The following is a 25,719-nucleotide window of genomic DNA, read 5'->3' on the forward strand; positions in this document are numbered from 1 at the left end:
GAGGGATGCGCGCCCGACAGGGCCGGGACGCCGCCGCCACAGGGGGTATCGTGGCGGCGGTGGCCCGGCGCGGTTGGGCACGGTCGTATCGTGCCCTACCGCGCGCGCAGCCCGGCCCGGAGCGCAGCGGAGGGACACGCCCGCTCCCGCGGTTTGCAGGATTCAGTTCGATTTGCCCGGGTGAGGAAGCACGCGGGTCAGCGCCTCTCCTCGTGCCCGGGCTGGTCGTGGCGGGTGGGGTGCACGGGCTCGGCGTAGGCGGCCTCGGCGGGGAGGAGCGAGGCCACGGTGCCGGGGACCGTCTCCCAGGCGTCGAACACCTCGGCGTAGCGCAGGCCGTAGGGGCGGGCGGCCTCGCGCAGGCGGCGCTCCACCCAGTCGGCCTGCCCGAAGCCGATGCGCTCGAAGTAGAAGCGCGCCAGTTCGTGGATGCGCTCCACGTACGGCTCCACGTCGACGGCCACGGCCGGGAGCTGCGAGTAGGCGCCGCGGTAGGTGAAGACGGGGGCGAACTCGCGGTGCGGCCGCGCGGGGTGCACCACCTTGGCCAGGCGCGCCAGCGTGATGGCGTCGCGGAAGATCTGGCCGCACGCCTGGTGGTCGGGGTGGCGCATCCCGCGGGCCCAGGCGTCGCCCCAGGTGAGCACGGCGTCGGGGCGGACCTCGGCGACGAGCGCGGCGACGCGGCGGGCGGCCTCGGGGGTGGCCTGGAGGCCGGTGTCCTCGAAGTCGAGGAAGCGGGTCTCGCAGTCCAGGATGCGGCCGGCGAGCCGGCCGTGCTCTTCGCGGATGGCGGAGACCTCTTCGGCCGAGAGGGGGCCGAACGCCTCGGTCATCTGCCCCCGGGTGAGCCACACCACCACCACGCGGTCGCCCTGCGCGCGCTGCGCCAGGATCGTCCCCGCGGCGCCCACCTCGTCGTCGGGGTGGGCGAGGCCCACCAGCAGCGTCTGCATCCGTTCGCTCCCAGGTCTCGCACCGGTTCGCGCGCCGCCCGCGGCGGTAACGTGGCGGCGCGCGCCGGGCGCGGCAAGCGCCGCGCCGGATGGTGAGTGCGAAAGTGCGAGAGTGCGAAAGTGCGAGAGTGCGAAAGTGCGAAAGTGCGAGAGTGCGAAAGTGCGATAGTGCGAGAGTACGTCCCGGCGGACGGGAGACTGCTTACCGGCGGCGCTCGGCGGTGCCGGCCGGGGCCGTCTCGAGCTCCGGGTCGAGCCTGCCGACGGCTGCCATCGCCTGGTCCGGGAATTCGTGCAGCAGGTAGAGGAGCCGGAAGGTGCTTCCGGAGGCGATCTCTCCCTCTTGCAGCTTGGAGAGGTAGCCGGGACGGACGGTTGCGAACCGCTCGATCTGCCGCTGCGTGAAACCGCGTCTGCGCAGGTCGTTGAGGAGCGCGCGCTGCAGCTTGCGGCGCTTGGCGGCGTAGGCTTCCTCGAGCGCCGCATCGAGAGCCTGGGATTGGGACCCGTCAATGGCCATGTCGCCACACGTGTCGCAGACGGGAAGGAGGAGGTCCGTCCGTATGCGCACGGACGGATCGTCTCGGTGATCCATCGTTGTTCCGCGCACGTTCGTCAGCCACATCGTTCCCATCCCGCAGCTTCCGCAGGAACGGACCTTCTTTCCCAACTCACCACCGGTCATTGCACGTCTCCCGTGTGATGATTCCGCTGTGCCGACGTCGCGTCTCGGTCCAGAAGTGTTCAGTTTGCCAGAGAGATACGTTTCCCAATCGGGGGATGCAAGGGCAGGGGAGGGACACACCCGCTGCGCGAGAGACTCCCTGTTGTCCACCCAGCGGGGGCACGGTTACGTTTGGGGCCGGACGAACACCCGGCGGAGGCGGATGAAGCTGCACCTGTTCGAGGCCACGCAGAAGCTCCCGGTGCCGCTGTCGATCCTCTGGGACTTCTTCGCGAACCCGGCCAACCTGGAGAAGATCAGCCCGCCGTCGCTGGGGCTCGAGTTCACCTCGGAGCTGCCGGAGCGGATGTACGCCGGGCTGCTCATGACCTACCGCATCCGCCCGTTCCTCGGCGTGGCGCTGAACTGGGTGAACCAGATCACCCACGTGGAGGAGCCGTACCGCTTCGTCGACGAGCAGCGCTTCGGGCCGTACCGCTTCTTCCACCACCAGCACCTGTTCCGCCCGGTCGAGGGCGGGGTGGAGATGCGCGACCTGGTGCACTACGCCCCCCCCGGCGGCGGCGCCGCGCGGCGGCTGCTGGTGGGGCCGCGCCTCGCCGCGATCTTCGCCTACCGGCGCGAGGCGCTGGAGCGGACGTTCGGAGCCTGGACCCACGACTGACGGATGTTTTCCGGCCCCAACCCCTTCCCACCCGCCGGCCCCGGCCCCGACTTCTCGGCGGCGCCGTGGCCCCCGGCGCCGCTGCCGCCCGTGCGCCACCCGCACCCGATGCTCACGCGCGGGGCGGTGGTGTGCGGGATCCTGAGCCTGCTCATCATCGGCTCCGACATGGGGCCGGGCGCGTTCTTCATGGGGGTGGCGCTGGCGGTGATCCCCGTGCCGCTCTACGTGGTGCTGGCGCTCTGGCTGGACCGCTTCGAGCCCGAGCCGGCGCGCACCCTGGCGCAGACCTTCGCGTGGGGCGCCACGGTGGCGGTGTTCATCTCGCTGGTGGTCAACATCTCGTCCGACGCGGTGGCGCGCGGGCTCCTGGGCCCCGACCTGGCCGGGTTCTTCGGGGCCGTGTTCAGCGCTCCGCTGGTGGAGGAGATGGCGAAGGGGCTCGCCCTGCTGGCGCTGTTCCGCGAGCTGAAGGACGAGTTCGACGGGGTGGTGGACGGGGTGGTGTACGCCGCGATGGTGGGGCTGGGCTTCGCGATGATCGAGAACGTGGAGTACTACGGCGCGGCGGTGGAGGAGGGGGTGCAGAGCGGGGTGCTCACCTTCGCGGTGCGGGGGATGATGGGCCCATTCGCGCACCCGCTCTTCACCAGCATGTTCGGGATCGGGCTGGGGTACGCGCGCGAGGGGCACGGCCGGGGGAGCCAGGTGTGGGCGCCGCTGCTGGGCTTCGCGGCGGCGGTGGTGATGCACGCGGTGTGGAACCTGTCGGCCAGCTTCGACGACGGGGTGTTCTTCGGGCTGTACACGTTCGTGATGGTGCCCACGTTCGTGGGCGTGCTGGTGCTGATCGTGGTGTCGCTGCGCCGCGAGGGGCGGATCATCCGCGAGCACCTGGAGCACCTGGTGGACGACGGGCTGATCGCGCCCGAGGAGCTGGAGTGCCTGTGCCGGGTGCGGCGCCGGCTGCGGGCGAGCTACCTGGCGTGGCGCCTGGGCGGGGTGGCGCGGTGGCGCCGCCGGCGCGAGATGCACCGCGTGGCCAGCGAGCTGGCCTTCCACCGCTGGCGGGTGCGGCGCGGCCTCACCCTGGGCCCCGAGGCCGACGCCCGGCGCGAGGCGGAGTACCTGGCGCAGCTCAGGCAGCTCTGCGACTGAAGTGCGTGAGTGCGTGAGTGCGAAAGTGCGAAAGTGCGAAAGTGCGAAAGTACGGGGTACGAGGTACGGAACGACTGGCCAAGCGATCTCCGCATGCTGTTCCGCTGTTGAAGCCTCGCGGGGGCTGGCGAGGCTTTCCGTAGTTCCAGCAGCGGGTTTGCCTGCAATCTCCTGCCGCGCAATCGGTTAGATCGACCGAACTCACGACGCGGCTGCCACAGGCTTGGCAGGTCCCCACTGCGGGCTTATCTTCGGCTTCACACACCTACGCCGCGCCAGGCCCCACCGCCGCGGCCGCTTCCCCCGTCACGCCGGCTCGCCTTCTTTCTCCCGATGACACGTACGCCTTCCGCGTCCGCGCTTTTCCTCGTTTTGGTGCTGGCTGCGGCCGCCTGCACGCCCGGCCCGCGGCCCGTGGTCCGGCCCAACCCGGTCATGGCCGAGCCCCAGCCGGCGGCGGTGGAGGAGCCGGCGCCGGAGCCCGACTCCATCGGCGAGAGCTTCGAGATTGCGGAAGCCCCGCCGGCGCCGGTGTCGCGCGGGCTGCTGGGGACGGCCGAGTACGACCTGCCCGTGGTGGCGAACCAGTGGGTGGAGATGGAGCTCTCCTTCCTGGTCAACCAGCGGCACGACGTGATCGGGCGCTGGCTGGAGCGCGCGGACCGCTACGACGAGTTCGTGCGCGACGTCTTCGCCCGCTACGGCATCCCCCGCGACCTGCACCACCTGGCGATGGTGGAGAGCGGCTACCAGCCCGCGGTGCGCAGCCGCGCCGGGGCGGTGGGGATGTGGCAGTTCATGCCCGGCACCGGCCGCGGGATGGGGCTCCGGATCGACGACCTGGTGGACGAGCGGATGGATCCCGTGCGCTCCACCCACGCGGCCGCGCGCCACCTGCGCGAGCTGCACCGCGACTTCGGGGGCGACTGGGCGCTGGCGGCGGCCGCCTACAACGCGGGCGGCGGCCGGATCAGCCGCGGGATGACGCGCTTCGGGGCGCGCGACTTCTGGGACCTGGCCGAGCGCGGCGACCTGGCGCAGGAGACGCGGCACTACGTCCCCCGCCTCTACGCCGTCACCATCATCGCCAAGGACCCGGGGCGCTTCGGCTACGCGGCGCTGGCGGGCGCGGCGCGGGCGTTCGCGTTCGACAGCGTGCGCGTGGACGTGGTCACGCCGCTGGCGGAGCTGGCCCGGATCGGCAACCTGGCGGCCGGCGAACTGGCCGACCTCAACCCGCACCTGTTCCGGGGGATCGCGCCCGCGCTGTACTGGGTGTGGGTGCCGGCGGGGCAGGGGCCCGCGCTCCAGCAGGCGTTCCGCGACTCGGACTTCCGCCGCCGCGGCGGATACGCGCTCTACACGCTGCGCCGCGGCGAGGACCTGGCGTCGATCGCCGCCGCCACGGGGCTCGCGCCGGACCAGATCCGCGACCTGAACCTGAGCCTGAACGTCGACCGGCTGGGCCGCGGCGACCGCATCCGCCTGTGGGCCGACGCCGCCCGCCTGCTCGAGTCCCGCCCCGTGGCCCGCGTCGCTTCCCGCGACGACGAGGACGAGGGGCGGGAGCGCTCTTCGTCCCGCGCGGGCCGCTCGTCGGAGTCCGGCGAGTCGCGCGAGAGCCGCTCGTCCGGGTCCCGCGAGTCGAGCCGGGCCAAGAGCGCGGAGGAAGGCCCCTCCCGCCGCGAGGGCGAGCGCACCGCCTCGCGAGACGCCGGCCGCGAGCGCTCGGGGTCGTCCGAGACGCGCCGCCGCTCGTCGGGCGAGGAGGAGTCGAGCCGCGGCCGCAGCTCGGAATCGGGCGAGCGCCGCCGTTCGGGGGATGGCGAGGAGTCTGCGTCGAGCCGCCGCGGGGAGTCGTCTTCGCGCGGGCGTACGCACACGGTGGAGCAGGGCGAGACGCTGTGGGGGATCGCGCGGCGCTACGAGTTGACGGTGGCGCGGGTGCGCGAGGCCAACGACCTGGACGAGGACGAGGCGATCCAGCCCGGGCAGAAGCTGCGCATCCCGCGCGCGTCGCCGTCGCCCGCGCGGGTGGCGAGCCGGGACGGGGGCTCCTCCGCGTCCCGCCGCTCCGAGGGCGAGCGCGGCCGCGGCGAGCCCTCCAGCCGCGGGCGCGTGGCCGAGCACGTGGTGAAGAGCGGCGAGACGCTGTGGAGCATCGCGCGGGCGTACGACTCCAGCGTCGAAGCCATCCGCGACGCCAACGGCATGGACGCCGACTCGGTGCTCCAGCCCGGCCAGAAGCTCCGCGTCCCGCGCACTTCGAGCGACCGGTAGCTGCTTTCGTCCGGTCGATCCTGAAACAGCAGGTCTCACGCAGAGTCAGCAGAGTCAGCAGAGGAACACCGCGGCTTCTATATCTTATGATGACGAAGTGCTCCGGAGCCGATCCACGCTCCGGAGCACTTTCGCACTTTCGCACTTTCGCACTTTCGCACTTTCGCACTTCCGCACTCACGCACTGGCGGCTCACTGCGGAAGCGGCGGCGCCTCCGTCTCCTCGTCGGTGACGGCTTCCACCTCGTTCTCGGAGAGGCCGATGATGGAGCCGTCTTCGAACTGCACCATGAAGCCCTCGCGGCCGTCTTCGTTGTTGTCGGGCCCCCAGTGCCCGATCACCTCGCCGATCTTCCCCACGTACGGCTCCGACTGGTCGTAGTACGAGCGCACCACGCGCACCTTGTGCATCGTTCCTCCCTCGCGACGGGGTAAGCGGCCCGCCCCGCCTTGCATAAGCCGCGCCCGAAGCGGCGGTCGTGCGGGAAGTATCCGCGCGTTCCGGGCCGGCTCCGGCGCGGCGGCGGGGGCCCTCACCCGCCGCCTTAGAGCGGCAACCCTCTCCCAACTTCGGGAGAGGGTGAACTTTACGACTTCGGCGTGGAGGTTGGAGTCTCGCGGAGGGGCGAGGCATGCCTCGCCCGGCGGGCCAGCCCGTTCGCGGCAGTCCGGCGAAGTGCCGGAGCCGCCTCCGCGCGGACTCGCAGGCTCGCCCCTACACACGACACCCTGCCGCTTCGCGACGAGAGCCGCGGTTGAAGCCTCGCGGGGTTTTGCGAGGCTTTCCGTGGTTCCAGCGGGCGGGTTTACCCGCTCGCGACGCCCGGGCATCAAACCAAAACCGCCCCGGGCGCCTCGCCCGGGGCGGCTTCGACCGTTCGCCGACTCGCGTCAGAGGTCGCGGTCGAGGTCGTTGCGGAGCTGGGCGTCGCGGGCCAGCTCCTTGCGCACCTCGGCCTCGCGGCGCGCGTTCTCGGCCCGCGCGGCGTCCTGCTCGGCGGCGCCCTCCATCTGCTCCAGGCGCCCCTCGCGCTCCAGCTTGCGGTCGCCCAGCAGGTCGCCCAGCCCCTCCTTGATCTTCCCGCCCAGGTGGGTGGCCTTGCCGGTTGCGTCGTCCGCCATAACTCACTCTCCTGCTAGAGGTTACGAAGCCGGTCCCCCGCCTCGCCAGTGGCAAGACACGTGCCCGCCGCGCTTCCCGCCTGCCCCCCAACTCGGCCCACGGCTTGCATTTACGTGCACGGTTCTTGCCGGGGGCATCCAGCGCGGGGAGGGGTGGAGGATGGGAGCGGAGCCGGAGGGCGCGGATCGGCCGCAGCCGTGGACGGTCGTCGAGGAGGACGACTGCGGTGATTTCGAGATGTTCCGCGTCCGCCGGCTCCGCGCGCGCTCGCCCCGCGACGGGTCGGAGCACGACTTCCACGTGGCCGAGGCGCCCGACGGCGTGACGGTGATCGCGCTCACGCCGGACGGGCGCGCCGTGCTGGTGGAGCAGTACCGGATGGGCACCCGCCAGGCCACGCTCGAGACCCCCAGCGGGATCGTCGACGAGGGGGAGCGCCCCGAGGAGGCCGCCGCGCGCGAGCTGCGCGAGGAGACCGGCTACGGCGGCGGCGCCGGGCCCGAGGTGATCGGCTCCTTCCAGATCAACCCGTCGTGGCAGCGCGGGCGCGTCTACGTGGCGGTGGCCCGCGGCGTGGAGCGCGTGGGCCGCAAGGACCAGGACGCCGGCGAGGACACGCACGTGCGCCTGGTGCCGGCCGCCGACCTGGCCCGGATGGCGGCGGAGGGGGAGATCGGCTCCGCCGCCGTGATCGCGGCGCTGGCGCTCTGGCGCTGGCGCGAGGAGGGCGCCCGGGGCTGAGGCCGGAAACGCTTGCGGACCCGGCGGACGCGACTTATTTCACCTCCCTTCGCGAAAGAGCCCGCGAAAGCACCGCGTTGCCCTTGTGATGTTCGTCTTCGTCTCGCACCTCACCGTCCCGGAGGCCGACCACGCCGAGCTGGAGCGGCACTTCCGCGAGAGAGCGCGGCTGGTGGACGCCTTCCCCGGCTTCCTCTACCTGCAGCTCCTGAGGCCCCAGGCGGGCGCCGCCACGCACACCTTCCTGACGGCGTGGGAGAGCCGCGACGCGTTCCGGGCGTACATGACCAGCGCCGAGCACGCCGCTTCCCATTCGCGCGAGCCCCGGGCTATCATGGAGCGCACCGCGGTGCGGCACGAGGCGTTCGAGGTGCTGATGGACTCGCGCGCCCTTCCGGAGTGGCGGGGGTGACGCCGGGCGAGCGGGCGGCCGCGCGCCTCCTGGAGCGCCGCGACGAGATCGCGCGGGCGGGCACGGAGGCGCTCTACGCCGAGAAGCCCTGGCTGCTGGCGAAGTACGGCGAGCGCGGGCGGCAGAAGTGCCTGCAGGACATGCGCTACAACGTGGAGCATCTGGCGCCCGCGGTGGAGCTGGACGCACCCGCCATGTTCGAGGCCTATGCGCGCTGGGTGGACGACGTGCTCCGCGCCCGCAACGTCCCCACCGGCGAGCTGGTGCGCGCGCTGGAGCTGATGGAGCGGGCCGCGGCGGAGGGGATGGACGACGCGGAGCGCGGCGTCCTGGCCCGCTGCGTCGCGGCGGGAGTCTCCGCGCTCGGCCCGGAGGCGCGGTGACGCCGGCCGAGGCGCCCGCGGCGTACCTGGACGCCGTGGTGGCGGGGAGCCGGCGCGACGCGTTCGCGGTGGTGGACGCGGCGCTCGCGGCGGGGATGGAGCTGCGCGACCTCTACCTGGACGTGTTCCAGCCGGCGCTCCGGGAGGTCGGCCGGCTCTGGCAGGAGAACCGCGTCACCGTGGCGGAGGAGCACCTGGCCACGGCCATCACCCAGGCGGCGATGGCGCGGCTGTACGACCGCCTCTTCGCGCGCGCCACGGGGGAGGGGCCGCTCCTGCTGGCCGCCTGCGCCGACGCCGAGCGGCACGAGGTGGGGCTCCGGATGATCTGCGACCTGCTGGAGCTGGAGGGGTGGGACACGGTCTACCTGGGCGCCGCGGTGCCGGTGGAGGACCTGGTGGGGATGGTGCGCGGGCGCCGCCCCGACGTGGTGGCGCTCTCGGCGTCGATCGCCCCGCACCTGCCCCGGGTGCGCGAGGCGGTGCGGGCGATCCGCGCGGCGCTCCCCCAGGGTGGGCCGCTGATCGCGGTGGGGGGACGGGCGTTCCGGCAGGACCCGGAACTTGCAGGGTGGATCGGGGCGGACCTGACGGCGGACGACGCGGCCGAGCTGGCCGAGCTGCTGAAGGAGCGCTTCCAGCGATGAACCCTCTGGTCGGAACCGGGCTGCATCCGGCGCTCCGGGCGTTTCCCGGGGTGGTGCTGGAGCTCGCGCCCGACGGGGTGGTCCTGGCCTCCAACGGCTCCCTGGAGCGCGAGCTGGAGCGCGGGCTCGCGGGAGGGCGGCTGGACGCGGCGCTCGACGGGGCGAGCCGCGCCAAGTGGGCGCAGCTCCTGGAGCGGCGCCCCGAGCCCGGCGAGAAGCCGGCGTGCTGGGAGCTGGTGCTGGAGGGGAAGGACGCCCTCCATCCCCACATGTTCTACGCCATCTGGTCCGACGACCCGGCGGTGGAGCGGCTCTGGCTGGTGGAGCGCCCGCGCGACCCGCGCCTCGACGCGCTCTACGACGAGCTGGCCTCGGTGAGCTCCGAGCAGGCGGCCACCCAGCGGACGCTGGCCAAGGAGAAGGCCCGGCTGGGGCGCGCCCTCGACGAGCTGGAGCGCGAGCTGGGCGAGAACGCCAGGCTCTCGCGCACGCTGCAGGCCCAGAACGAGGAGATGGAGGCGCAGAACGAGGAGCTCCTCGCCATGACCGAGGAGCTGCACGCCGGCCAGGAGCAGCTCCTGCAGCTCAACCACCAGCTCGAGAAGCGCACCCGCGAGCTGCAGCTGGCGCTCTCGGCGCGCAACCGCTTCTACGCGTCGATGAGCCACGAGCTGCGCACCCCGATCAACGCGGTGATGGGGTACAACGACCTGCTGCTGGCCTCGGTGTTCGGGCCGCTCAACGAGCAGCAGGAGCTGGCGGTGGAGCGCTCGCAGAAGGCGGCCGAGCACCTGCGCGAGCTGGTCGACGACATCCTCGACATCTCGCGGCTGGAGGCGGGGAAGACGGCGCTGGAGGTGGGGCCGGTCGACGCGGCGCGGGTGGTGGAGGACGTCTTCGCCACGCTGGGGCCGCTGGCCCAGGCGACCGGCGCCAGTCTGCACCTGAAGGCCCGGGGCGGCTGCACGGTGCACACCGACCGCCGGCGGCTGCGGCAGGTGCTCACCAACCTGGTGTCGAACGCGGTCAAGTACGGCCGCGGCTCGCCGGTGTGGGCGAGCTGCCGGGGCCTGGACGACGGGGGGCTCGAGGTGGAGGTGGTGGACGGGGGCCCCGGGATCGCGGCCGAGGACCTGGCGCGGATCTTCGACGAGTTCGTGCAGCTCGGGCGCGACGAGAACGGCGACGCGGCGGGGGTGGAGGGGACGGGGCTGGGGCTGCCGATCGCCCGGCGCCTGGCCCGGGTGCTGGGCGGCGACATCGAGGCGAGCAGCGCGGTGGGGGTGGGGAGCACCTTCCGCCTGACGCTGCCGGCCCGCCCGCCCGCGGAGGCGGAACCAGACGACAGGGGCTGAATGGCGGCGGACGCGCAGGGGCCCGTGGAGGAGACGCGGCGCGGCGAGCGGCGGACGGCCGACCGGCGCAGGAGCGACCGGCGCGCGCCCGTGCCGGCGTGGCGCAGGCCGTGGGCGCTGGTGGCGTACGGGGTGGCCGGGACGCTCCTCGTGCTGCTGGTGCTGGGGGCGCTGGGCGACGACGACGACCGGTCGCGGCCCCCGCCCGGCGGCGGCGAGGTGGTGGCGACGCCCCCGGCGGTGGCCACCACGCCGGCGCCCCCGCGGCCGGGCGCCCCCCCCGAGCGGGCGCTCACCACGGCCGACTTCGAGCGGCTCACCCTCGAGGGCGACTCCGCGCGCGGCCGCCGGGTGGTGGCGCAGCTCTACTGCGAGACCCCCGCGCCGGTGGCGCTGCAGGCGGGCACCGACACCATCGAGAGCGCCCTCGCGGCGCTGGTGGACACCACGGGCGGCCCGCGCGTCCCCGCCGCCGAGTGCAAGTGGGGCTCGCAGGACGACCCGCGCCGCGCCGACTTCCTGCTGCTGGTGCCTCCCGGGCGCGCCGACGAGTTCTCCTCCGCCCCGGTGACCATGGACGGCTTCGTGCGCCGCCGCCGCCTGATCGCCCACGTGGAGTGGATCGGCAAGTCGCGCCCGCTGGCGCTGCGGACGGTGGGCGTGTTCCAGGGGCTGGCCCGGTAAACCCAGTACGAAAGTACGAAGTACGGGGTACGGAACTTCGAGTGCCGCCTTGGCCTCCGGTCCGTCACCCCGTACTTTCGTACTCACGCAGTTCCGTACCTCGTACCCCGTACCTCCTACCGATGAAAACCCCCTCCGCCGCCGCGGCGCTCGTGCTCGCGGCCGCCCTGCTCGCTCCGGCGCTCGCGGCGCAGGCCGACTCCGCGGCGCTCCTGGCGCGCGCGCGCCGGCTGCACCAGCAGGCGCCCATGGTCGACGGGCACAACGACCTGCCGTGGGAGATCCGGCAGAAGGGCTTCCTGGACCTGGCCCGGCTCGACCCCGACCGGCCGCACCCCGACCTGCACACCGACGTGCCGCGGCTGAAGGCGGGCGGGGTGGGCGGGGTGTTCTGGGCGGCCTACGTCCCCGTGGAGACGATCGGCCGGCAGCCGGGGCCCGCGCGGGTGGCGCTGGAGCAGATCGACCTGATCCACCGCATGGCCGAGCGCTCGCCCGACCTGGAGATGGCGTACACGGCCGCCGACGTGGAGCGCATCCACCGCGCCGGCCGCGTCGCCGCGCTGATCGGGATCGAGGGGGGGCACGCGATCGAGAACTCGCTGGGGGCGCTCCGGCAGTTCCACGCCCTGGGCGTGCGCTACCTGACGCTCACCCACACCAGCACCATCGACTGGGCCGACGCGGCCACCGACTCGGCCCGGCACGACGGCCTCACCCGCTTCGGCGAAGAGGTGGTGCGCGAGATGAACCGCTTGGGGATGCTGGTGGACCTCTCGCACGTCTCGCCGGCCACCATGACGGACGCGCTGCGCGTCTCCGAGGCGCCGGTGATCTTCTCGCACTCGTCCGTGAAGGCGCTGGCCGACCACCCGCGCAACGTCCCCGACGACGTGCTGCGCGCGCTCAAAGCCAACGGCGGGATCGTGATGATCAACTTCTACTCGGGGTTCGTGGAGCCCCGGGCCGCCGTGCAGGCGCGCGGGATGTACGCGGTGCAGGCGCGCTTCCGCCAGCAGTTCCCGAACGACGTGGAGGCGCAGCGCCGCGCCTTCGACGAGTGGCGGCGGCAGAACCCGGTGCCGCGGGGAACGGTGGCCACCCTGGCCGACCACATCGACCACGTGGTGAAGGTGGCCGGCGTCGACCACGTGGGGTACGGCTCGGACTACGACGGGGTGACCTCGCTCCCCGAGGGGATGGACGACGTCTCGCGCTTCCCCCTGCTCACCGCCGAGCTGCTGCGCCGCGGCTACTCCGAGGCCGACGTGCGCAAGATCATCGGCGGCAACATCCTGCGCGTGATGCGCCGGGCCGAGGAGGTGGCCGGGCGCCTCCAGCGCGAGCGCCCCCCCTCGGCCGCGCTCATCGACGTGCTGGACGGCGGCCTGGTGCGGTAGGAAACCCCCCCGCACACACGACCTCGACGCGTGTCGTGAAGGCGGCCCCGGGCGGGGCCGCCTTTCGTTTTTCACATCTTTCCTCCGGCCCGCGCCGCCGATCGCTCCGCGCGCACGCCGTCCCGGCCTCCAAGGTGACGTCGGAACGGCGTTCTGTGAAACGCGAGGCCTCTATGGGACCGCCGAAAAGCGGCCCCGCCGACACGAGCCTTGCGCCCGGAGGCGGGCCTCGCGCACTGTAGCAGGCTTGTTCATGCCGGTCCGCCTCTTCCGCCTGGAGGGACAATGCCAAAGCCGGGAAGCCACATCACCATCGTCCAGCGCCTCGCCCTCAGTGAAAACGCCCCTCCCGGCAGCAAGAAGACGCTCCGGGCTCTCCTTGGAAACCCCGACCCCGGCGCCCAAGTCTCCGCCGAAGAGAGCCGCCGGGCCCGCTACGCCAACCTGGGCGCCGTCGGGCCGGACATGTTCTACTTCATGGGCGACATCAACCCCGAGATCCAGCAGCTCCAGAACTTCCTGGTGCAGTTCCACTCCATCACCGGGTGCGTCGGCGAGTTCGTCGACGCCATCGGCGCCGATATCGACGCCGTCAAGAAGGAGGTCCCCTGCGGCGAGCTGGTCGACCAGATCATCGCGCCGGTCAAGGAGCACGTGAGCCTCCTGCTGGGGACCCTGGGCAACCTGGCGCTGGTGGTGGGGAAGGAGGCCTCGTCGTTCAACCCGTACTCGGTGTTCGAGCTCAAGCGGCAGAAGGACCAGCCGCCCACCACCTGGTTCTGGGCCGACTACCTCCACTACGTGCGCTCGGGGCGGTTCGTGGCCGCGCTGCTGGCGCGCGCCCGCACCGACCCCAAGTACAAGGACCGTCCCGGCCTGTACGCCTACGCGCTCGGCTACCTGACGCACTACGTCACCGACACGGTGGGCCACCCCTACGTCAACCAGGTGGTCCAGGCCCCGTACCGGCTGTACTGGCAGCGCCACGCGCTGGTCGAGAACTTCATCGACGCCTACGTCTGGGACCAGTGGCACGCACCCCAGGCCGGCGAGCTGAAGAAGGACATGCCGCTGGACAAGATCGAGGCGAAGCCGCACGGCGACGTGGGCAAGGGGGCGCCGTTCACCTTCTCGCGGCTGCACCGGCTGGTGAAGGTGGGCACGGTCTCGGGCCCCGACCCGCTGGACCAGCTGGTGGAGGGCTTCTGCGACGTGCTGGGGCAGGGCGCGCAGGCGCTGGGGATGACGGCGCTCTTTCCGCAGCTGGCCAAGCACCTGGCGGAAGACGAGGCGAAGGACGCCGACTTCAAGCTGTGGACGGAGCTGCTGAAGGACAGCCTGAACGACTGCTACGGCTCCATCCCGCGCCCGAAGGGGCTGGTGAACCCCCAGAACCCCTCGGGAATCCCGCGGCCCGACGACATCGCCAGCGCCTACGCCACCATGCGCTTCTTCCTGCGGCTGGCCACGCAGGTGAGCGTCCGCGAGCCCGAGTTCCCGAACATCGCCGGCGACGTGCAGAAGACGCTGGAGAAGATCTACGACGCGGTGGAGGAGGAGCTGAAGAAGATCCCCGACCCCCCGGTCGGCAGCCCCGGCGGCAAGCCGAGCCTGAAGAACCTGCTCAAGTCGCTCCGGAAGATGCTGGAGTGGCTGGTGGAGGCGGCCACCCGGGTGGTGAAGGCGGCGCTCCGGGCGCTGGAGGAGCTCTGCAAGGGGGCGGGCGTGATCGCCGCCGACGTGGTGAAGGCGGCGCTCTACATCCCCGCCAAGGCGGTGTGGGCCCTGTACCAGGCGCTGCGCGAGGTCCTGGTGCTCTCGGCGTACGCCGAGCCCTTCACCGGCGACCTGTTCGCCCAGCTGGGCAGCTCCAACGCCGTTTTCTTCTGGGCGTCGCTGGGGAACGAACCCCGTCCCGAGACCGTGGACACGGACAACACCGGCGCGGGCATCAAGCCGGGGCCGGTGCAGGAGTTCGTGGACGGCAAGGGAAAGGTCCCGCAGGCCGAGCTCTTCAGCGACTACGAGCCGTCCGTTCCACCCATCGAGCTGTGGAACGTGCGCGAGCCCCCGACGGTGAAATGGATCGCGCCGTACCGGCATGGAGACCTTCCCGACGCGTTCATCGGCGACATCGACGCGAAGCTGGATGGCAAGGACGACATGTTCTCGCCCGGCGGGCCGGTCCCCCACGACAAGACGCAGCTCACCTACGACCCGGCCAGCGAGCACCGGCGCAACTTCGGCGGCGCGCTGGAGAACTGCGTGAAGGCCATCGGGCTGGTGGAGAAGATCCTCGCCACCCCGGGGCTCACCACCCAGCAGGCCGCGGAGAAGCTGCGCGCCGTGCTCCCCGACTACAACCTGGACGGCGACCGCGGCTACGCCTGGCCGTGCTGGCAGGTGGACAAGGGCACCACGCTCCACCCCACCAAGAACCTGGACAAGCCCCGGAAGGTGCGTCCGTTCGAGGAGACCCTCTGAGCGCCTCCCCGCGGCAGGACCCTGACCGCTTCGCGAGGGCGGCGGAAGGTATCGGGCGGCTTCGCGGATGCGCCTCCGGGGACCCGACTTCGATGCGAACGACCGACAGGAGATACGATTCATGCCCGACGACGAGAAGAGCCCCGCCCCGCGCCCCCAGCCCGTCCGGCCCGGGCGCATCGACCCCGAGCTGCTGGCGCGGCTGACACGCCGGGTGGTGCCCACCCCGCGCATCGTCGACGCCGAGACCGTGCGGCGGATCGCGCGGGAGCGCCCGGAGCCGCGGCGGCCGCAGCGGCCCGAGCGCCGCGTCCCCCGCGCCGCTCCCTTCCTGGTGGTGCGCGCGACCGCCGACGACGAGGGCGTCCGCACCCCGCCGCTCCCGGCGGGGGTGTCCGTGGCCTCGGCCAGCGTGCAGGCGCTGCGGCTGGACCCCAAGACCGGCGTCCCCGCCGCCGAGCCGTCCGAGACCCTGCGTGCGGGCGACAGCTACCTGCTGCGCTGCCTGGTGGCCAACCTGGGGCGGGCGCCGGCCTTCATGGGGATGGCCGAGTTCCACGTCCGCAAGGCGGCCGAGCTGAACCAGCTGGCCAAGGCGCCCACGACGGTGCCGCCGCACGGGTACAACGGCTTCGTGGTGCGCCCCGGCGAGACGGTGGCGGTCGACTGCACCCGTCCCTTCAAGGCGCCCGCCGTGACCGACGAGCTGAGCCTGCTGGTGCACGTCTACGACCCGCTGATCGACCCGATCCAGACGCGCTTCAACGCGGCGGGCGACCGGCACGTCGGCCGGCGCGACCTGCGCCTGGACTTCAGCGGCACCTGGATGGGCTTCGAGGCTACGCTGGTCGGAAAGGAACGGGGCGTCACCTTCAAGATCACGCAGAGCGGCGCCGAGCTGACGGCCGTCATCCAGTACGACGGCGCCAAATCCAGCTTCACGGCCAAGGGCAAGGTGGTCTCGGGCAAGGCCAACCTCCAGTTCACCGGGAGCCTGGGAATCCCCGGCTTCACGGACCCCAGCACCAAGTCCGAGTGGGTGCTGACCCGCGCAGCCCCCACGGTGCTCGGCCTGACGCACGTCATCCAGGGCAAGGGCGACACCCCGGGCTCCCTGCTTCGCCAGGGGTAGGGGGATCCGGCGTCCGACCGTGCACATCGACGTGCTGGACGGCGGGCTGGTGCGGTAGGAAGCGAACAAAGTCGGCCTCCCTGTTTGGAGGCCGCCTGTTGTATGTCGGGATGCGTGGGATCGTCAGTCGCTCTTGCGCTCGCGCAGTTCGCGGATGATCTCCAGCTCGCGCAGGGTGTCGAGATCCTTCTTGCGACCGGCAGCCTTCTTCGCCGCGATCAATGCGTCCAGGCTCAGCACACGAACGCGGACAGGGGGAAGAGACACCCACTCGGAGGCGGCGACGCACTGCTCATAATCGCCGACCCCCTCCACTCGATCCAAAATGTCGATGTCTCCCTGAGATGTCCGCAGCGTCAGGATCGGCGTGTTCTTCAGGGTTCGCACATCCATGAAGAAAGGCAGCCCGGGTGGGGCGCCGCGCATATACGCTCCCGCTCATTTGCCACGGCCTTCACGGAGCGCGCGCACGAGCTCCGCGTTGTCACTTGCGAGGCGCAGTCGCTCTGCCGGTGTGCGCTGGAGATTGGATTCGATGAGCGAGATGTCGATCCCGTATTCCCGGCCTGCTTCCACTGCGCTGCGCTCGCGCACCACCGGCCGTCCGGGGGCACGCGGGACGTACGTCTGGGCACGGGACAGGGCCACGGTGAAGCTGGATAGATAGCGGAGCACGTCCACCACGGCCTGCACGCTCCCGTCGGGCGACTCGGCGACCACCAGCGCGCGCTCGTGAGGGTGCTCCAGCGCCTCCGCGGCCACCTCCCACGCCTGGCGCAGCGGCATCCCGAGCGTGGCGCCCAGCACGCGCGCCAGGCCGAGTCGCCGGGCCTCCTCCTCGCTGTAGGTGAGGTAGAGTCCCAGCGTCTGGACCGCGTTCTGGACCCACTTGGGGTCGGCCTGCGCCGCGAGGGCGAACTGCGCGAGGGTCATCGTAGCAAATATGTCTTGAGTGCAGGTGGAATTTCCGAGATTTGGGTTGCGCGCGCAACCTCCGGGCAGCGAGGAGGCGGATGCGACCCACCGCGTCGCATCCGCCTTTCATCTATGACAGCGCTTCTCCGCTCCGGTGATTCAGGCCGGGGGTCAGCAGCGGCCGTCGGAGCTGGGGCACTGTGCCGGGTTGCAGCTCACCGGGCACGAGGCGCAGGAGCCGGCGCAGCTCTCGAAGCAGGTGATCTCGGGCTGGGGACAGGTGTCCATGAAGCTGCAGTCGCAGGTGTCGCAGCTGTCCTGGTCCACCGTGGCGCTGTCCATCCCCCGCACGGTGCCCCGGCCGCCCTCCGCCTCGGTGGTGGGGAACGACTCGACGACCAGTTCTTCGAGGTGCAGGGTCAGCTTGCTCATGGTGACCTCCCGGCTGCGGGGATGGAGGGACGCGGACCGGCGGCCCCCGCTGGACGCCGGCTCGCGGCGCGGCTCGCCGGCAGGGCGGCCGCACGGGGCCGCGACCGGACGGAAGTCCAGCCGCGGCGTCGCGGGTTCGATCTGTGGGATTGGATCAGCCGAGCACCCGGCGCGGGCTGGACCCTTCCGGGTCGGCCGGCGCCGGGAGGCGAGGTGGGAGAGAGCGTCGTGGAAGTTGCGTCCGGCGCGGTGCAGCCGCAAGCATCTCGCGCGCGACCGGCAAAGCGGAAGGAAGGCGGATGCGGCACCGAGACCGCATCCGCCTTCTCTCATCCGTTCGCCGCCGGGGCTCGTGCCGCGGTCAGCCCACGGTGGTGGATTTCAGCAGCGGCCGTCGGAGCTGGGGCAGTTCGCCGGGCTGCAGGTCAGGGTGCAGGTGGGCCGGCCGTCGGCGCTGGGACAGTCCGCGGGGTTGCAGCTCTGGGGGCAGCTCGCGCACGACGCGAAGCAGGAGTCGCCGCCGCAGGTGCCCGCGCACGAGTCCGCGTCGCTGCATCCGTCGCAGGTGTCGCAGGTGTCCTGGTCGACGGTGGCGCTGTCCATCCCGCGCACGGTGCCCCGTCCGTCCCACCTGGGGTCGGTGGTGGGGAACGACTCGACGACCAGCTCTTCGAGCTGCAGGGTCAGCTTGCTCATGGTGACCTCCCGGTGGCGGGGATGGATCGGAGGCGGGCCGGCGGCCCCCGCTGGACGCCGGAGCGCGGGCGCGGCCGTCCCGGGTCAGGACGGCCGCGGGGAGACGCGGTGGATCCGGATGCGCGGATCCGGTCCGCCGCGCGGTTCTTCGTTGGGGTGCAGGACGGCGATCCGGAAACGGCCCGGAGCCGGGGAGTCGGTCGTGCCGGGAGACGAGAGGGGAGAGCATTGTAGAAGTTGCGTCCGCTACTGTGTGGACGCAAGCTTCTCGGCTATCGTCCGGGGAGACAAGGAGATGCCCCTCCACGCCGCGCGCGGAGGGGCATCTCCGTCGTGGGACTCCGGTCCGCTACCGCCCGACCATCCGCATGCCCCCCTCGGCGTAGCGGGTGCCGGCGGCCACGCCCTGCGGGGCGATCTCCTCAATGCGCGCCAGGTCGTCGGCGGTGAGGCGCACGTCCAGCGCGGCCAGGTTCTCCTCCAGGTACTTCCGCCGCTTGGTGCCGGGGATGGGGACGATGTCGTCGCCGCGGGCCAGCACCCAGGCCAGGGCCAGCTGCGAGGCCGTGCACCCCTTCGCGGCGGCCAGCTCCTCGATGTGCTTCACCAGGTCCAGGTTCTTCTGGAAGTTCTCGCCCTGGAAGCGCGGCGAGCCGCGCCGGAAGTCGTCGGGCTCGAAGTCGTCGGGCGAGCGGAAGCGCCCGGTGAGGAAGCCGCGCCCGAGCGGGCTGTACGCCACCAGCCCGATCCCCAGCTCGCGGACGGCCGGGATGATCTCGTCCTCGATGTCGCGGCTCCACAGCGAGTACTCGCTCTGCAGCGCGCTGACCGGGTGCGTGGCGTGCGCCCGGCGGATCGTCTCCGCGCCCGCCTCGGAGAGCCCCAGGAAGCGCACCTTCCCCTCCTCCACCAGGCGCGACATGGCGCCCACGGTCTCCTCGATCGGCACCTCGGGGTCCACGCGGTGCTGGTAGTAGAGGTCGATCTCGTCCACCCCCAGCCGCTGCAGCGACGCCTCCGCCGCCTGCCGCACGTACTCGGGGCGGCCGCTCACCCCGCGCACGCCGGCATCGGCCGCCGAGCGGACGATGCCGAACTTGGTGGCCAGCGTCACCCGGTCGCGCCGGCCGCGGACGGCGCGGCCCACCAGCTCCTCGTTCTTGAACGGGCCGTACATGTCGGCCGTGTCCAGGAAGGTGCAGCCCAGCTCGATGGCGCGGTGGATGGTGGCCACCGACTCGGCCTCGTCCGTCTCCCCGTAGAACTCCGACATCCCCATGCACCCCAGCCCCAGCGCCGACACCCTGAGCCCCTGCGTCCCCAGCGCGCGCGTCTCCATCTCCATCTCCGCCATCGTCCCTCCTCTTCGATTCGTGCCACGTTCGGTCGTCTTGAGTTACGCGCGCACGCGAGGGCGCACAAGCACGCACCCGCGGGTGCGTGCTCCGGACCCGCCCGTCTCGCCGGAGCCCGGCGAAGGCTCGTACCACTGTGCAGAGGCTCGTCCGGGTTGAGTCCTGAAAAAAGGTCTCACGCAGAGACGCAGAGACGCAGAGAAAAGAACGGAAGAACTGCCAGGGGTTCTCTGTGTCTCTGCGTCTTTGCGTGATTCCAATCTGTTTGGAACCAGGATAGTGCTCGGTAACGTGGAGTGACGCGCAATGGAGGACACCGACACGAAGCCGGCGGCCGGGATGCCCCCGGCCGCCGGCTCGCGTCTCGTCTACCGTGGCGGAGGCTACTTCTGCGGCGCCGCCGGCGGGAGGGCGGGCGGACCCGGGGGCGGGGAGACGGTCTCGACGGTGGCCTGCACCACCTCGACCGCCTGGGTCCTCTCGACCGTCGCGGAGACGACCGTGCCCGCCGCCGCGGCCGCGCCGCCCGGGCCGCCGGCCTGCATGGTGGTGGCCATCGCGGTCTCCAGGCGCTCCTTGAACCACTCGTGCGTCGCCTTCCAGACGTCCTCGCCGAAGACGGCGGCCACCAGGCAGGTCAGCAGCAGCATGTACGGGTTCGGGGTGGCCGAGCCCGCGGCGAAGACCGTGAGCCCGCCCATCACCATCAGGAACACCACGACCGCCGCCGACGCGCCCCGCACCACCACCCGCGTCAGGTCGGGGACGGGCGGCTCGCCGCGCCTGCGCTGCCGCTTGTCGCGCACGATGCTGGACGACACCGAGCCCAGCAGCCCGAAGCCCAGCATCCCCACGATCAGCACCAGCGGGAGCGACTCGGTGCGGATCAGCCACCCGGCGGCCCAGCGCACGGGACCCTCCAGGTCCTCGTCCATGGCCTTGCGCGACTTGATCTTCAGGCTCAGGGCCGCGTTCCCCGTCGACCGCCGCGCCTCGCTCAGCACCGAGTCGATCCGCATCCTCGCCAGGTAGTAGTCCTCTCCGCTCACCTCGGCGTCCGCCGTGACCAGCCACGGACCGACGGCCCGGGCCCAGTCGTACAGCGCGTTGTCGAAGTCGTTGACCAGCAGCTGCCCGTTGTGCAGCGCGGCCTCGGCCCGGGTCGCCTGGGTGGCGAAGTCCGAGACGATGTCCACGAACTGCTGCCCCTTCTGGCGGGCGCCCTTCCGGTCCAGGTTCTCCACCTCGTACTGGGTCACCGCCGTGTGCACGTACGACTGCTGCCAGACGCGGAGCTCGTCCCCGAGCGACGCCTGCCGCTTGAGCAGGTCCTCGCGCGCCCGGTCGTACTCGGCCACGTCGCGGGCGAGCTGGTCGATCCACGCGGGCCGCTCGGGGGAGGGCTCGGTGTCGAGCGACGCCGTCAGGACCCGCGCCGCGGGCGCCGCGCCGTTCGCACCTCCGTCCGCCGCCGGGAGGAGGGTGGACGTCCCCTCGCGACGCTGCGCGAGCGCCTGGCGCACCGTCGCCAGCGGGTCGCGCTCGGGCACCGCGCTCGTGAACTCGCGGCTCGCGCCCACCAGCCGCTCCTGGAGGCGCCGGGGGCTCACCTCGTCGACGGTCCGCACCTCGGCCATCAGGTCGGGGAGCGCCACCATCGAGGCGATGCTCAGGTACGTGCCCACCGCCAGCACCGCCGCGAACGGCCCGTAGAGCTGCAGGTGGGGGAAGGCGCGCCCCAGCAGGCGGCCGATCCCCCGCAGCGAGCGCGTGCCCTGCCGCTGCGCCGCCCCCGCCAGCACCACCGCGTGGGTGGGGGCGGCGCCCCGGCCCGGGACCGAGAGCGCCAGCCTGCACAGGTAGCTGGCGGCGCCCCAGGCGGCGAAGAAGAGGACGATCCTGCCCACGTCCAGCGAGGCGAGCCCCGACCGGGCGAAGGCATCGGCCACCGCGCGCACCGGCGCCTCCACCAGCGCGGCGGTGCCGCGGAGCGCGCACTCGCGGGCGCACTCCGCCGCCACCTCCCGGTGGCTGTCCAGCAGCGTGCGCGGGATCGCCCGGAAGAGCGCGCCGACGAAGCGCAGGAGCGCGGGGACGGCCTCGGCCACGGTGGGGAGGAAGACGACGGCCGCCGCCACCAGCCCCAGCAGCCGCACCTTGGGGCCGCCGGCCAGGGGCGCGTCGGGGCCGCAGACGAAGCGGACGCTCGCGCGGCAGAGCCGGTACAGGAGGTACGCCGCCGCCGCCGTCAGGACCAATGCGGCCAGCGTGTACACCACGCCGAGAACGAGCAGGGGACTCATGATGCCACCTCGATGAAGCTGCTGCGGCCGGCGGTGGGGCGCCGCCGCGAAGGGGTCTGCGGCGGAGGAGGGGGGCAACGCCCGTGCCCCTCGCGCGAACCCGTCTATCCGGTTGCCGGATAAAGACCTGGGCGAAGGCGCGATACCGGCGCGACATCGCATGTGGGGCACTCCTGGGCCGCGCCTGGGGCGCCGATGTCCCAGACGGAGCCGCGGTGTCAGCCCGGAATCACCGCCTCCGCCGTGGGAACGACGGCGGACGCGGCTGCTGCCGCTGGCGTCGGTTGACCACGGGGCCGGGCCGGAGTTACCGTTCACCCCCTTCGAGGGAATCGCCTCTGCGGGGAAGGAGCGGGGCGATGAGCGGGGAGGCGGGGATGGGGAAAAAGCGGCGGCGGCAGATCGGGACAGGAAGGGGCGAAGCCTTGACACGAGGCCGTTTCTCCCTTACCTTAGCCAGTCTGTCGCCGAACTTTTTGGTTCGCGACGGCGGAGACGAACGGTCTTCGCCTGTGTTTTTTCGTCTACTGAATTTTACGCCCAGGCTGCCAATGCCGACCATCAACCAGCTCGTCCGCAAGGGCCGCGAGACGCTCGCCAAGAAGAGCAAGTCGCCGGCCATGCGGAACAACCCGCAGAAGCGCGGCGTCTGCACCCGCGTGTACACCACCACCCCGAAGAAGCCCAACTCGGCCCTTCGGAAGGTCGCGCGCGTGCGGCTGACCAACGGGTTCGAGGTGACGGCGTACATCCCGGGCGAGGGGCACAACCTGCAGGAGCACTCGATCGTGCTCATCCGCGGGGGCCGCGTGAAGGACCTGCCGGGGGTGCGCTACCACATCATCCGCGGCACCCTCGACGCCGCCGGCGTCGGCGACCGCCGCCAGAGCCGCTCCAAGTACGGCGCCAAGCGTCCCAAGGCCGGCGCGGCCGGCAAGGGCGCGCCCGCCGGGAAGGGGAAGAAGTAAGCCATGAGCCGCCGCACCCGCGCCGTCAAGCGCCCGATCATCCCCGACCCGCTCTACGGGTCGGAGACCGTCACCAAGTTCGTCAACACCCTCATGTACGACGGGAAAAAGTCCCTCGCCGAGGGGATCTTCTACGACGCCATGAAGGTGATCGAGGAGAAGACCGGGCAGCCCGGCGAGACCGTCTTCAAGCAGGCGCTCAACAACGCCAAGCCGGTGCTCGAGGTGAAGAGCCGCCGCGTGGGCGGCGCCACCTACCAGGTGCCCGTCGAGGTGCGGCCCGAGCGCCGCACGGCGCTGGCCATGCGCTGGCTGGTGGGCTACGCCCGCGCCCGCGGCGAGAAGACGATGGCCGACCGCCTGGCGGCCGAGCTGATGGCGGCCGCCCGCAACGAGGGCGCCACCATCAAGAAGAAGGACGACACGCACCGGATGGCCGAGGCCAACAAGGCCTTCGCGCACTACCGCTGGTAACGGGCGGCCCGGCCATGGAGGCCGGGCGCACCTGCAGACGAAGACAACGTCCGGAAGCCGCGGCGGCGCGCGAGCGGGAAGACCGCTCCCGCGCCTCGCGCTTTCCGCGTAACTGAAATAGAACGGACCATGGCGCGCACGACACCGCTCGAGAAGTACCGCAACATCGGCATCATGGCGCACATCGATGCCGGCAAGACGACCACGACCGAGCGCATCCTCTACTATACCGGCCGCACGCACAAGATCGGCGAGGTGCACGAGGGTGCGGCGACCATGGACTGGATGGAGCAGGAGCAGGAGCGCGGCATCACCATCACCTCCGCCGCCACCACCTGCCAGTGGAGCCGCTTCGGCGACACGTACCGCATCAACATCATCGACACCCCGGGGCACGTGGACTTCACCGTCGAGGTGGAGCGCAGCCTCCGGGTGCTCGACGGCGCCTGCGCCGTGTTCGACGCGGTGGCGGGCGTCGAGCCCCAGTCCGAGACGGTGTGGCGCCAGGCCGACAAGTACGGCGTGCCGCGCATCTGCTTCGTCAACAAGATGGACCGCACCGGCGCCAACTTCGAGCGCTGCGTGGACATGATCCGCGACCGGCTGGGAGCGAAGCCCCTGCCGATCCAGCTCCCGATCGGCGACGGCGAGCACTTCGTGGGGATCATCGACGTGATCCGACAGGTGGAGCTGATCTACGACGAGAGCACGCTGGGGAAGAACTGGGACGAGCGCCCCGTGCGCCCCGAGCTGCAGGACACGCTGGCCGCGGCCCGCCTCGCGCTGGTGGAGAGCTCGGTGGAGCACGACGAGCACCTGATGGAGCGCTACCTGGAGGGCGAGGAGATCAGCGAGGAGGAGCTGCGCCACGCCATCCGCAACGCCACCATCGCCGGCGCCATGACCCCGGTGCTCACCGGCAGCGCGTTCAAGAACAAGGGCGTGCAGCAGCTGCTGGACGCGGTGATCGACTACCTGCCGGCCCCGGTCGACATCCCCGCCATCAGGGGGATCGACCCGGACAGCGAGGAGGAGGCCGAGCGCCACGCCACCGACGACGAGCCCTTCGCGGCGCTCGCGTTCAAGATCATGACCGACCCGTACGTCGGGAAGCTGACCTTCTTCCGGGTCTACTCGGGCGTGCTGCAGTCGGGCTCGGGCGTGCTGAACAGCACCAAGGGTAAGCGCGAGCGCGTGGGGCGCATCCTGCAGATGCACGCCAATAAGCGCGAGGAGATCCCCGAGGTGCGCGCCGGCGACATCGCCGCCGCCATCGGGCTGAAGGAGACCACCACCGGGAACACGCTCTGCGACCCCGAGCACAAGGTGGTGCTGGAGTCGATGACCTTCCCCGAGCCGGTGATCTCGGTGGCCATCGAGCCCAAGACCAAGGTCGACCAGGACAAGATGGGCGAGGCGCTGCGCCGCCTCTCGGAGGAGGACCCCACCTTCCGGGTGCACACCGACCAGGAGACCGGGCAGACGATCATCCAGGGGATGGGCGAGCTGCACCTGGAGATCATCGTGGACCGCATGCTCCGCGAGTTCAAGGTGGACGCCAACGTGGGCCGGCCGCAGGTGGCCTACCGCGAGACGATCCGCAAGGCGGTGGAGAAGGTCGAGGGGAAGTTCGTCCGCCAGACCGGCGGCAGCGGCCAGTACGGGCACGTGGTGATCAACATCGCGCCCGCCGAGCCGGGGCAGGGCTTCGTCTTCGAGGACAAGATCGTGGGCGGCGTGATCCCGCGCGAGTACATCAAGCCCGCCGAGCAGGGGATGCGCGAGGCGATGGACACGGGCGTGCTGGCCGGCTACCCGATGGTGGACGTCAAGGTCCAGCTCGTGTTCGGCAGCTACCACGAGGTCGACTCGAGCGAGATCGCCTTCAAGATCGCCGGCTCCATGGCGCTCAAGGAGGCGGCCCGCCGCGCCAACCCGGTGCTGCTGGAGCCGATGATGAGCGTGGAGGTGGTCACCCCGTCGGACTACATGGGCGACGTGATGGGCGACCTCTCCAGCCGCCGCGGCAAGATCCAGGGGATGGACCAGCGCGGCGACGCGCAGGTGATCACGGCGGTCGTGCCGCTGTCGGAGATGTTCGGGTACTCGACCACCCTGCGCTCCATGAGCCAGGGGCGGGCCGTGTACACCATGCAGTTCGCGCACTACGAGGAAGTGCCGAAGTCGAAGGCCGAGGAGATCATCGCCAAGGTCCGCGGCTGAGGCGGCTCGCTCGACCGGGGGCGGTTTCCGCCCCCGGGATGAGCCCAGTCAGCCGATTCGTTCAACTCTTCACCAGAGGGATTCAAACCAATGGCCAAGGCCAAGTTTGAGCGCACCAAGCCGCACGTGAACGTGGGCACCATCGGCCACGTCGACCACGGCAAGACCACGCTGACCGCCGCGATCACGCGGATCCAGGCGGCGAAGGGGCTGGCCGACTTCGTGAGCTTCGACAACATCGACAAGGCT

At 71.7% G+C, this 25,719-nt stretch carries 26 protein-coding genes; 16 read left to right on the forward strand and 10 right to left on the reverse strand.

The window, feature by feature from the left end:
- Positions 1 to 197: 197 nt before the first annotated feature.
- Complete coding sequence (locus VF746_09995) at positions 198 to 956, reverse strand: PIG-L deacetylase family protein (protein ID HEX8692741.1); 759 nt, start codon at positions 954 to 956, stop codon at positions 198 to 200.
- 202 nt (positions 957 to 1,158) lie between these two features.
- Positions 1,159 to 1,581 (reverse strand): hypothetical protein, encoded by a 423-nt coding sequence (locus tag VF746_10000; protein ID HEX8692742.1) that lies wholly within the window; start codon positions 1,579 to 1,581, stop codon positions 1,159 to 1,161.
- Between the two features lie 262 nt (positions 1,582 to 1,843).
- Between VF746_10000 and VF746_10005 the strand changes: the two genes are divergently transcribed.
- The 3 genes from VF746_10005 (at position 1,844) to VF746_10015 (ending at position 5,743) form a co-directional block, all read left to right on the forward strand.
- Positions 1,844 to 2,305 (forward strand): SRPBCC family protein, encoded by a 462-nt coding sequence (locus VF746_10005; GenBank protein ID HEX8692743.1) that lies wholly within the window; start codon positions 1,844 to 1,846, stop codon positions 2,303 to 2,305.
- A 3-nt stretch (positions 2,306 to 2,308) separates the two neighbouring features.
- Entirely contained in the window at positions 2,309 to 3,463 is a 1,155-nt protein-coding gene (locus VF746_10010; GenBank protein ID HEX8692744.1) for a PrsW family intramembrane metalloprotease, read from the forward strand.
- Between the two features lie 435 nt (positions 3,464 to 3,898).
- Positions 3,899 to 5,743 (forward strand): LysM peptidoglycan-binding domain-containing protein, encoded by a 1,845-nt coding sequence (locus VF746_10015; GenBank protein HEX8692745.1) that lies wholly within the window; start codon positions 3,899 to 3,901, stop codon positions 5,741 to 5,743.
- 192 nt (positions 5,744 to 5,935) lie between these two features.
- Here the strand turns inward: VF746_10015 and VF746_10020 are convergent, their stop codons facing one another.
- On the reverse strand, positions 5,936 to 6,154 hold the full coding sequence (locus VF746_10020; GenBank protein ID HEX8692746.1) for a hypothetical protein: 219 nt from the start codon (positions 6,152 to 6,154) through the stop codon (positions 5,936 to 5,938).
- A gap of 480 nt (positions 6,155 to 6,634) precedes the next feature.
- Complete coding sequence (locus tag VF746_10025) at positions 6,635 to 6,865, reverse strand: CsbD family protein (protein HEX8692747.1); 231 nt, start codon at positions 6,863 to 6,865, stop codon at positions 6,635 to 6,637.
- 160 nt (positions 6,866 to 7,025) lie between these two features.
- On the opposite strand from VF746_10025, the gene VF746_10030 reads away from it, so the two are divergent.
- From VF746_10030 to VF746_10070, 9 genes are all read left to right on the forward strand, one after another.
- Positions 7,026 to 7,607: an NUDIX hydrolase gene (locus tag VF746_10030; protein ID HEX8692748.1), complete on the forward strand. Its 582-nt coding sequence runs from the start codon at positions 7,026 to 7,028 to the stop codon at positions 7,605 to 7,607.
- Between the two features lie 88 nt (positions 7,608 to 7,695).
- Positions 7,696 to 8,019 carry an antibiotic biosynthesis monooxygenase gene (locus VF746_10035; protein HEX8692749.1) on the forward strand — a complete coding sequence of 108 codons (324 nt, stop codon included), beginning with the start codon at positions 7,696 to 7,698 and terminating at the stop codon, positions 8,017 to 8,019.
- Positions 8,016 to 8,402, forward strand: coding sequence for a hypothetical protein (locus tag VF746_10040; GenBank protein ID HEX8692750.1), 387 nt, complete (start codon positions 8,016 to 8,018; stop codon positions 8,400 to 8,402). The genes VF746_10035 and VF746_10040 overlap by 4 nt, the downstream gene beginning before the upstream one ends.
- A complete protein-coding gene (locus VF746_10045; GenBank protein HEX8692751.1) occupies positions 8,399 to 9,049 on the forward strand; it encodes a cobalamin-dependent protein in 651 nt (216 codons plus the stop codon). The genes VF746_10040 and VF746_10045 overlap by 4 nt, the downstream gene beginning before the upstream one ends.
- The gene (locus VF746_10050) at positions 9,046 to 10,404 is read left to right on the forward strand and encodes an ATP-binding protein (GenBank protein ID HEX8692752.1); all 1,359 of its coding nucleotides are present in this window, start codon (positions 9,046 to 9,048) and stop codon (positions 10,402 to 10,404) included. Before VF746_10045 ends, VF746_10050 begins: the two co-directional genes overlap by 4 nt.
- Positions 10,405 to 11,088: a hypothetical protein gene (locus VF746_10055; protein HEX8692753.1), complete on the forward strand. Its 684-nt coding sequence runs from the start codon at positions 10,405 to 10,407 to the stop codon at positions 11,086 to 11,088.
- 122 nt (positions 11,089 to 11,210) lie between these two features.
- Positions 11,211 to 12,488: a dipeptidase gene (locus VF746_10060; protein HEX8692754.1), complete on the forward strand. Its 1,278-nt coding sequence runs from the start codon at positions 11,211 to 11,213 to the stop codon at positions 12,486 to 12,488.
- A gap of 285 nt (positions 12,489 to 12,773) precedes the next feature.
- Positions 12,774 to 14,972: a zinc dependent phospholipase C family protein gene (locus VF746_10065; GenBank protein HEX8692755.1), complete on the forward strand. Its 2,199-nt coding sequence runs from the start codon at positions 12,774 to 12,776 to the stop codon at positions 14,970 to 14,972.
- A gap of 121 nt (positions 14,973 to 15,093) precedes the next feature.
- Positions 15,094 to 16,104, forward strand: a complete 1,011-nt coding sequence (locus VF746_10070; protein ID HEX8692756.1) for a hypothetical protein — start codon at positions 15,094 to 15,096, stop codon at positions 16,102 to 16,104.
- A gap of 123 nt (positions 16,105 to 16,227) precedes the next feature.
- On the opposite strand, the gene VF746_10075 is transcribed toward VF746_10070, so the two are convergent.
- The 6 genes from VF746_10075 to VF746_10100 all read right to left on the reverse strand — a co-directional run bounded on the left by VF746_10075 (position 16,228) and on the right by VF746_10100 (position 21,805).
- Positions 16,228 to 16,530: a hypothetical protein gene (locus tag VF746_10075; protein HEX8692757.1), complete on the reverse strand. Its 303-nt coding sequence runs from the start codon at positions 16,528 to 16,530 to the stop codon at positions 16,228 to 16,230.
- A 12-nt stretch (positions 16,531 to 16,542) separates the two neighbouring features.
- A complete protein-coding gene (locus tag VF746_10080; GenBank protein ID HEX8692758.1) occupies positions 16,543 to 17,037 on the reverse strand; it encodes a hypothetical protein in 495 nt (164 codons plus the stop codon).
- Between the two features lie 153 nt (positions 17,038 to 17,190).
- On the reverse strand, positions 17,191 to 17,451 hold the full coding sequence (locus VF746_10085) for a hypothetical protein (GenBank protein HEX8692759.1): 261 nt from the start codon (positions 17,449 to 17,451) through the stop codon (positions 17,191 to 17,193).
- 381 nt (positions 17,452 to 17,832) lie between these two features.
- On the reverse strand, positions 17,833 to 18,147 hold the full coding sequence (locus VF746_10090) for a hypothetical protein (GenBank protein HEX8692760.1): 315 nt from the start codon (positions 18,145 to 18,147) through the stop codon (positions 17,833 to 17,835).
- 349 nt (positions 18,148 to 18,496) lie between these two features.
- Entirely contained in the window at positions 18,497 to 19,501 is a 1,005-nt protein-coding gene (locus tag VF746_10095; protein HEX8692761.1) for an aldo/keto reductase, read from the reverse strand.
- A 384-nt stretch (positions 19,502 to 19,885) separates the two neighbouring features.
- Positions 19,886 to 21,805, reverse strand: a complete 1,920-nt coding sequence (locus tag VF746_10100) for a hypothetical protein (protein ID HEX8692762.1) — start codon at positions 21,803 to 21,805, stop codon at positions 19,886 to 19,888.
- 551 nt (positions 21,806 to 22,356) lie between these two features.
- Between VF746_10100 and rpsL the strand changes: the two genes are divergently transcribed.
- The 4 genes from rpsL to VF746_10120 form a co-directional block, all read left to right on the forward strand.
- Complete coding sequence (rpsL, locus tag VF746_10105) at positions 22,357 to 22,773, forward strand: 30S ribosomal protein S12 (GenBank protein ID HEX8692763.1); 417 nt, start codon at positions 22,357 to 22,359, stop codon at positions 22,771 to 22,773.
- Between the two features lie 3 nt (positions 22,774 to 22,776).
- Entirely contained in the window at positions 22,777 to 23,247 is a 471-nt protein-coding gene (rpsG, locus tag VF746_10110) for a 30S ribosomal protein S7 (protein HEX8692764.1), read from the forward strand.
- A gap of 129 nt (positions 23,248 to 23,376) precedes the next feature.
- The gene (fusA, locus tag VF746_10115) at positions 23,377 to 25,470 is read left to right on the forward strand and encodes an elongation factor G (GenBank protein HEX8692765.1); all 2,094 of its coding nucleotides are present in this window, start codon (positions 23,377 to 23,379) and stop codon (positions 25,468 to 25,470) included.
- 90 nt (positions 25,471 to 25,560) lie between these two features.
- On the forward strand, positions 25,561 to 25,719 hold a 159-nt coding region (locus VF746_10120; protein HEX8692766.1), incomplete at its 3' end, for a GTP-binding protein.

It is taken from the genome of Longimicrobium sp. (genome assembly GCA_036389795.1).
Classification (GTDB): Bacteria; Gemmatimonadota; Gemmatimonadetes; order Longimicrobiales; family Longimicrobiaceae; genus Longimicrobium.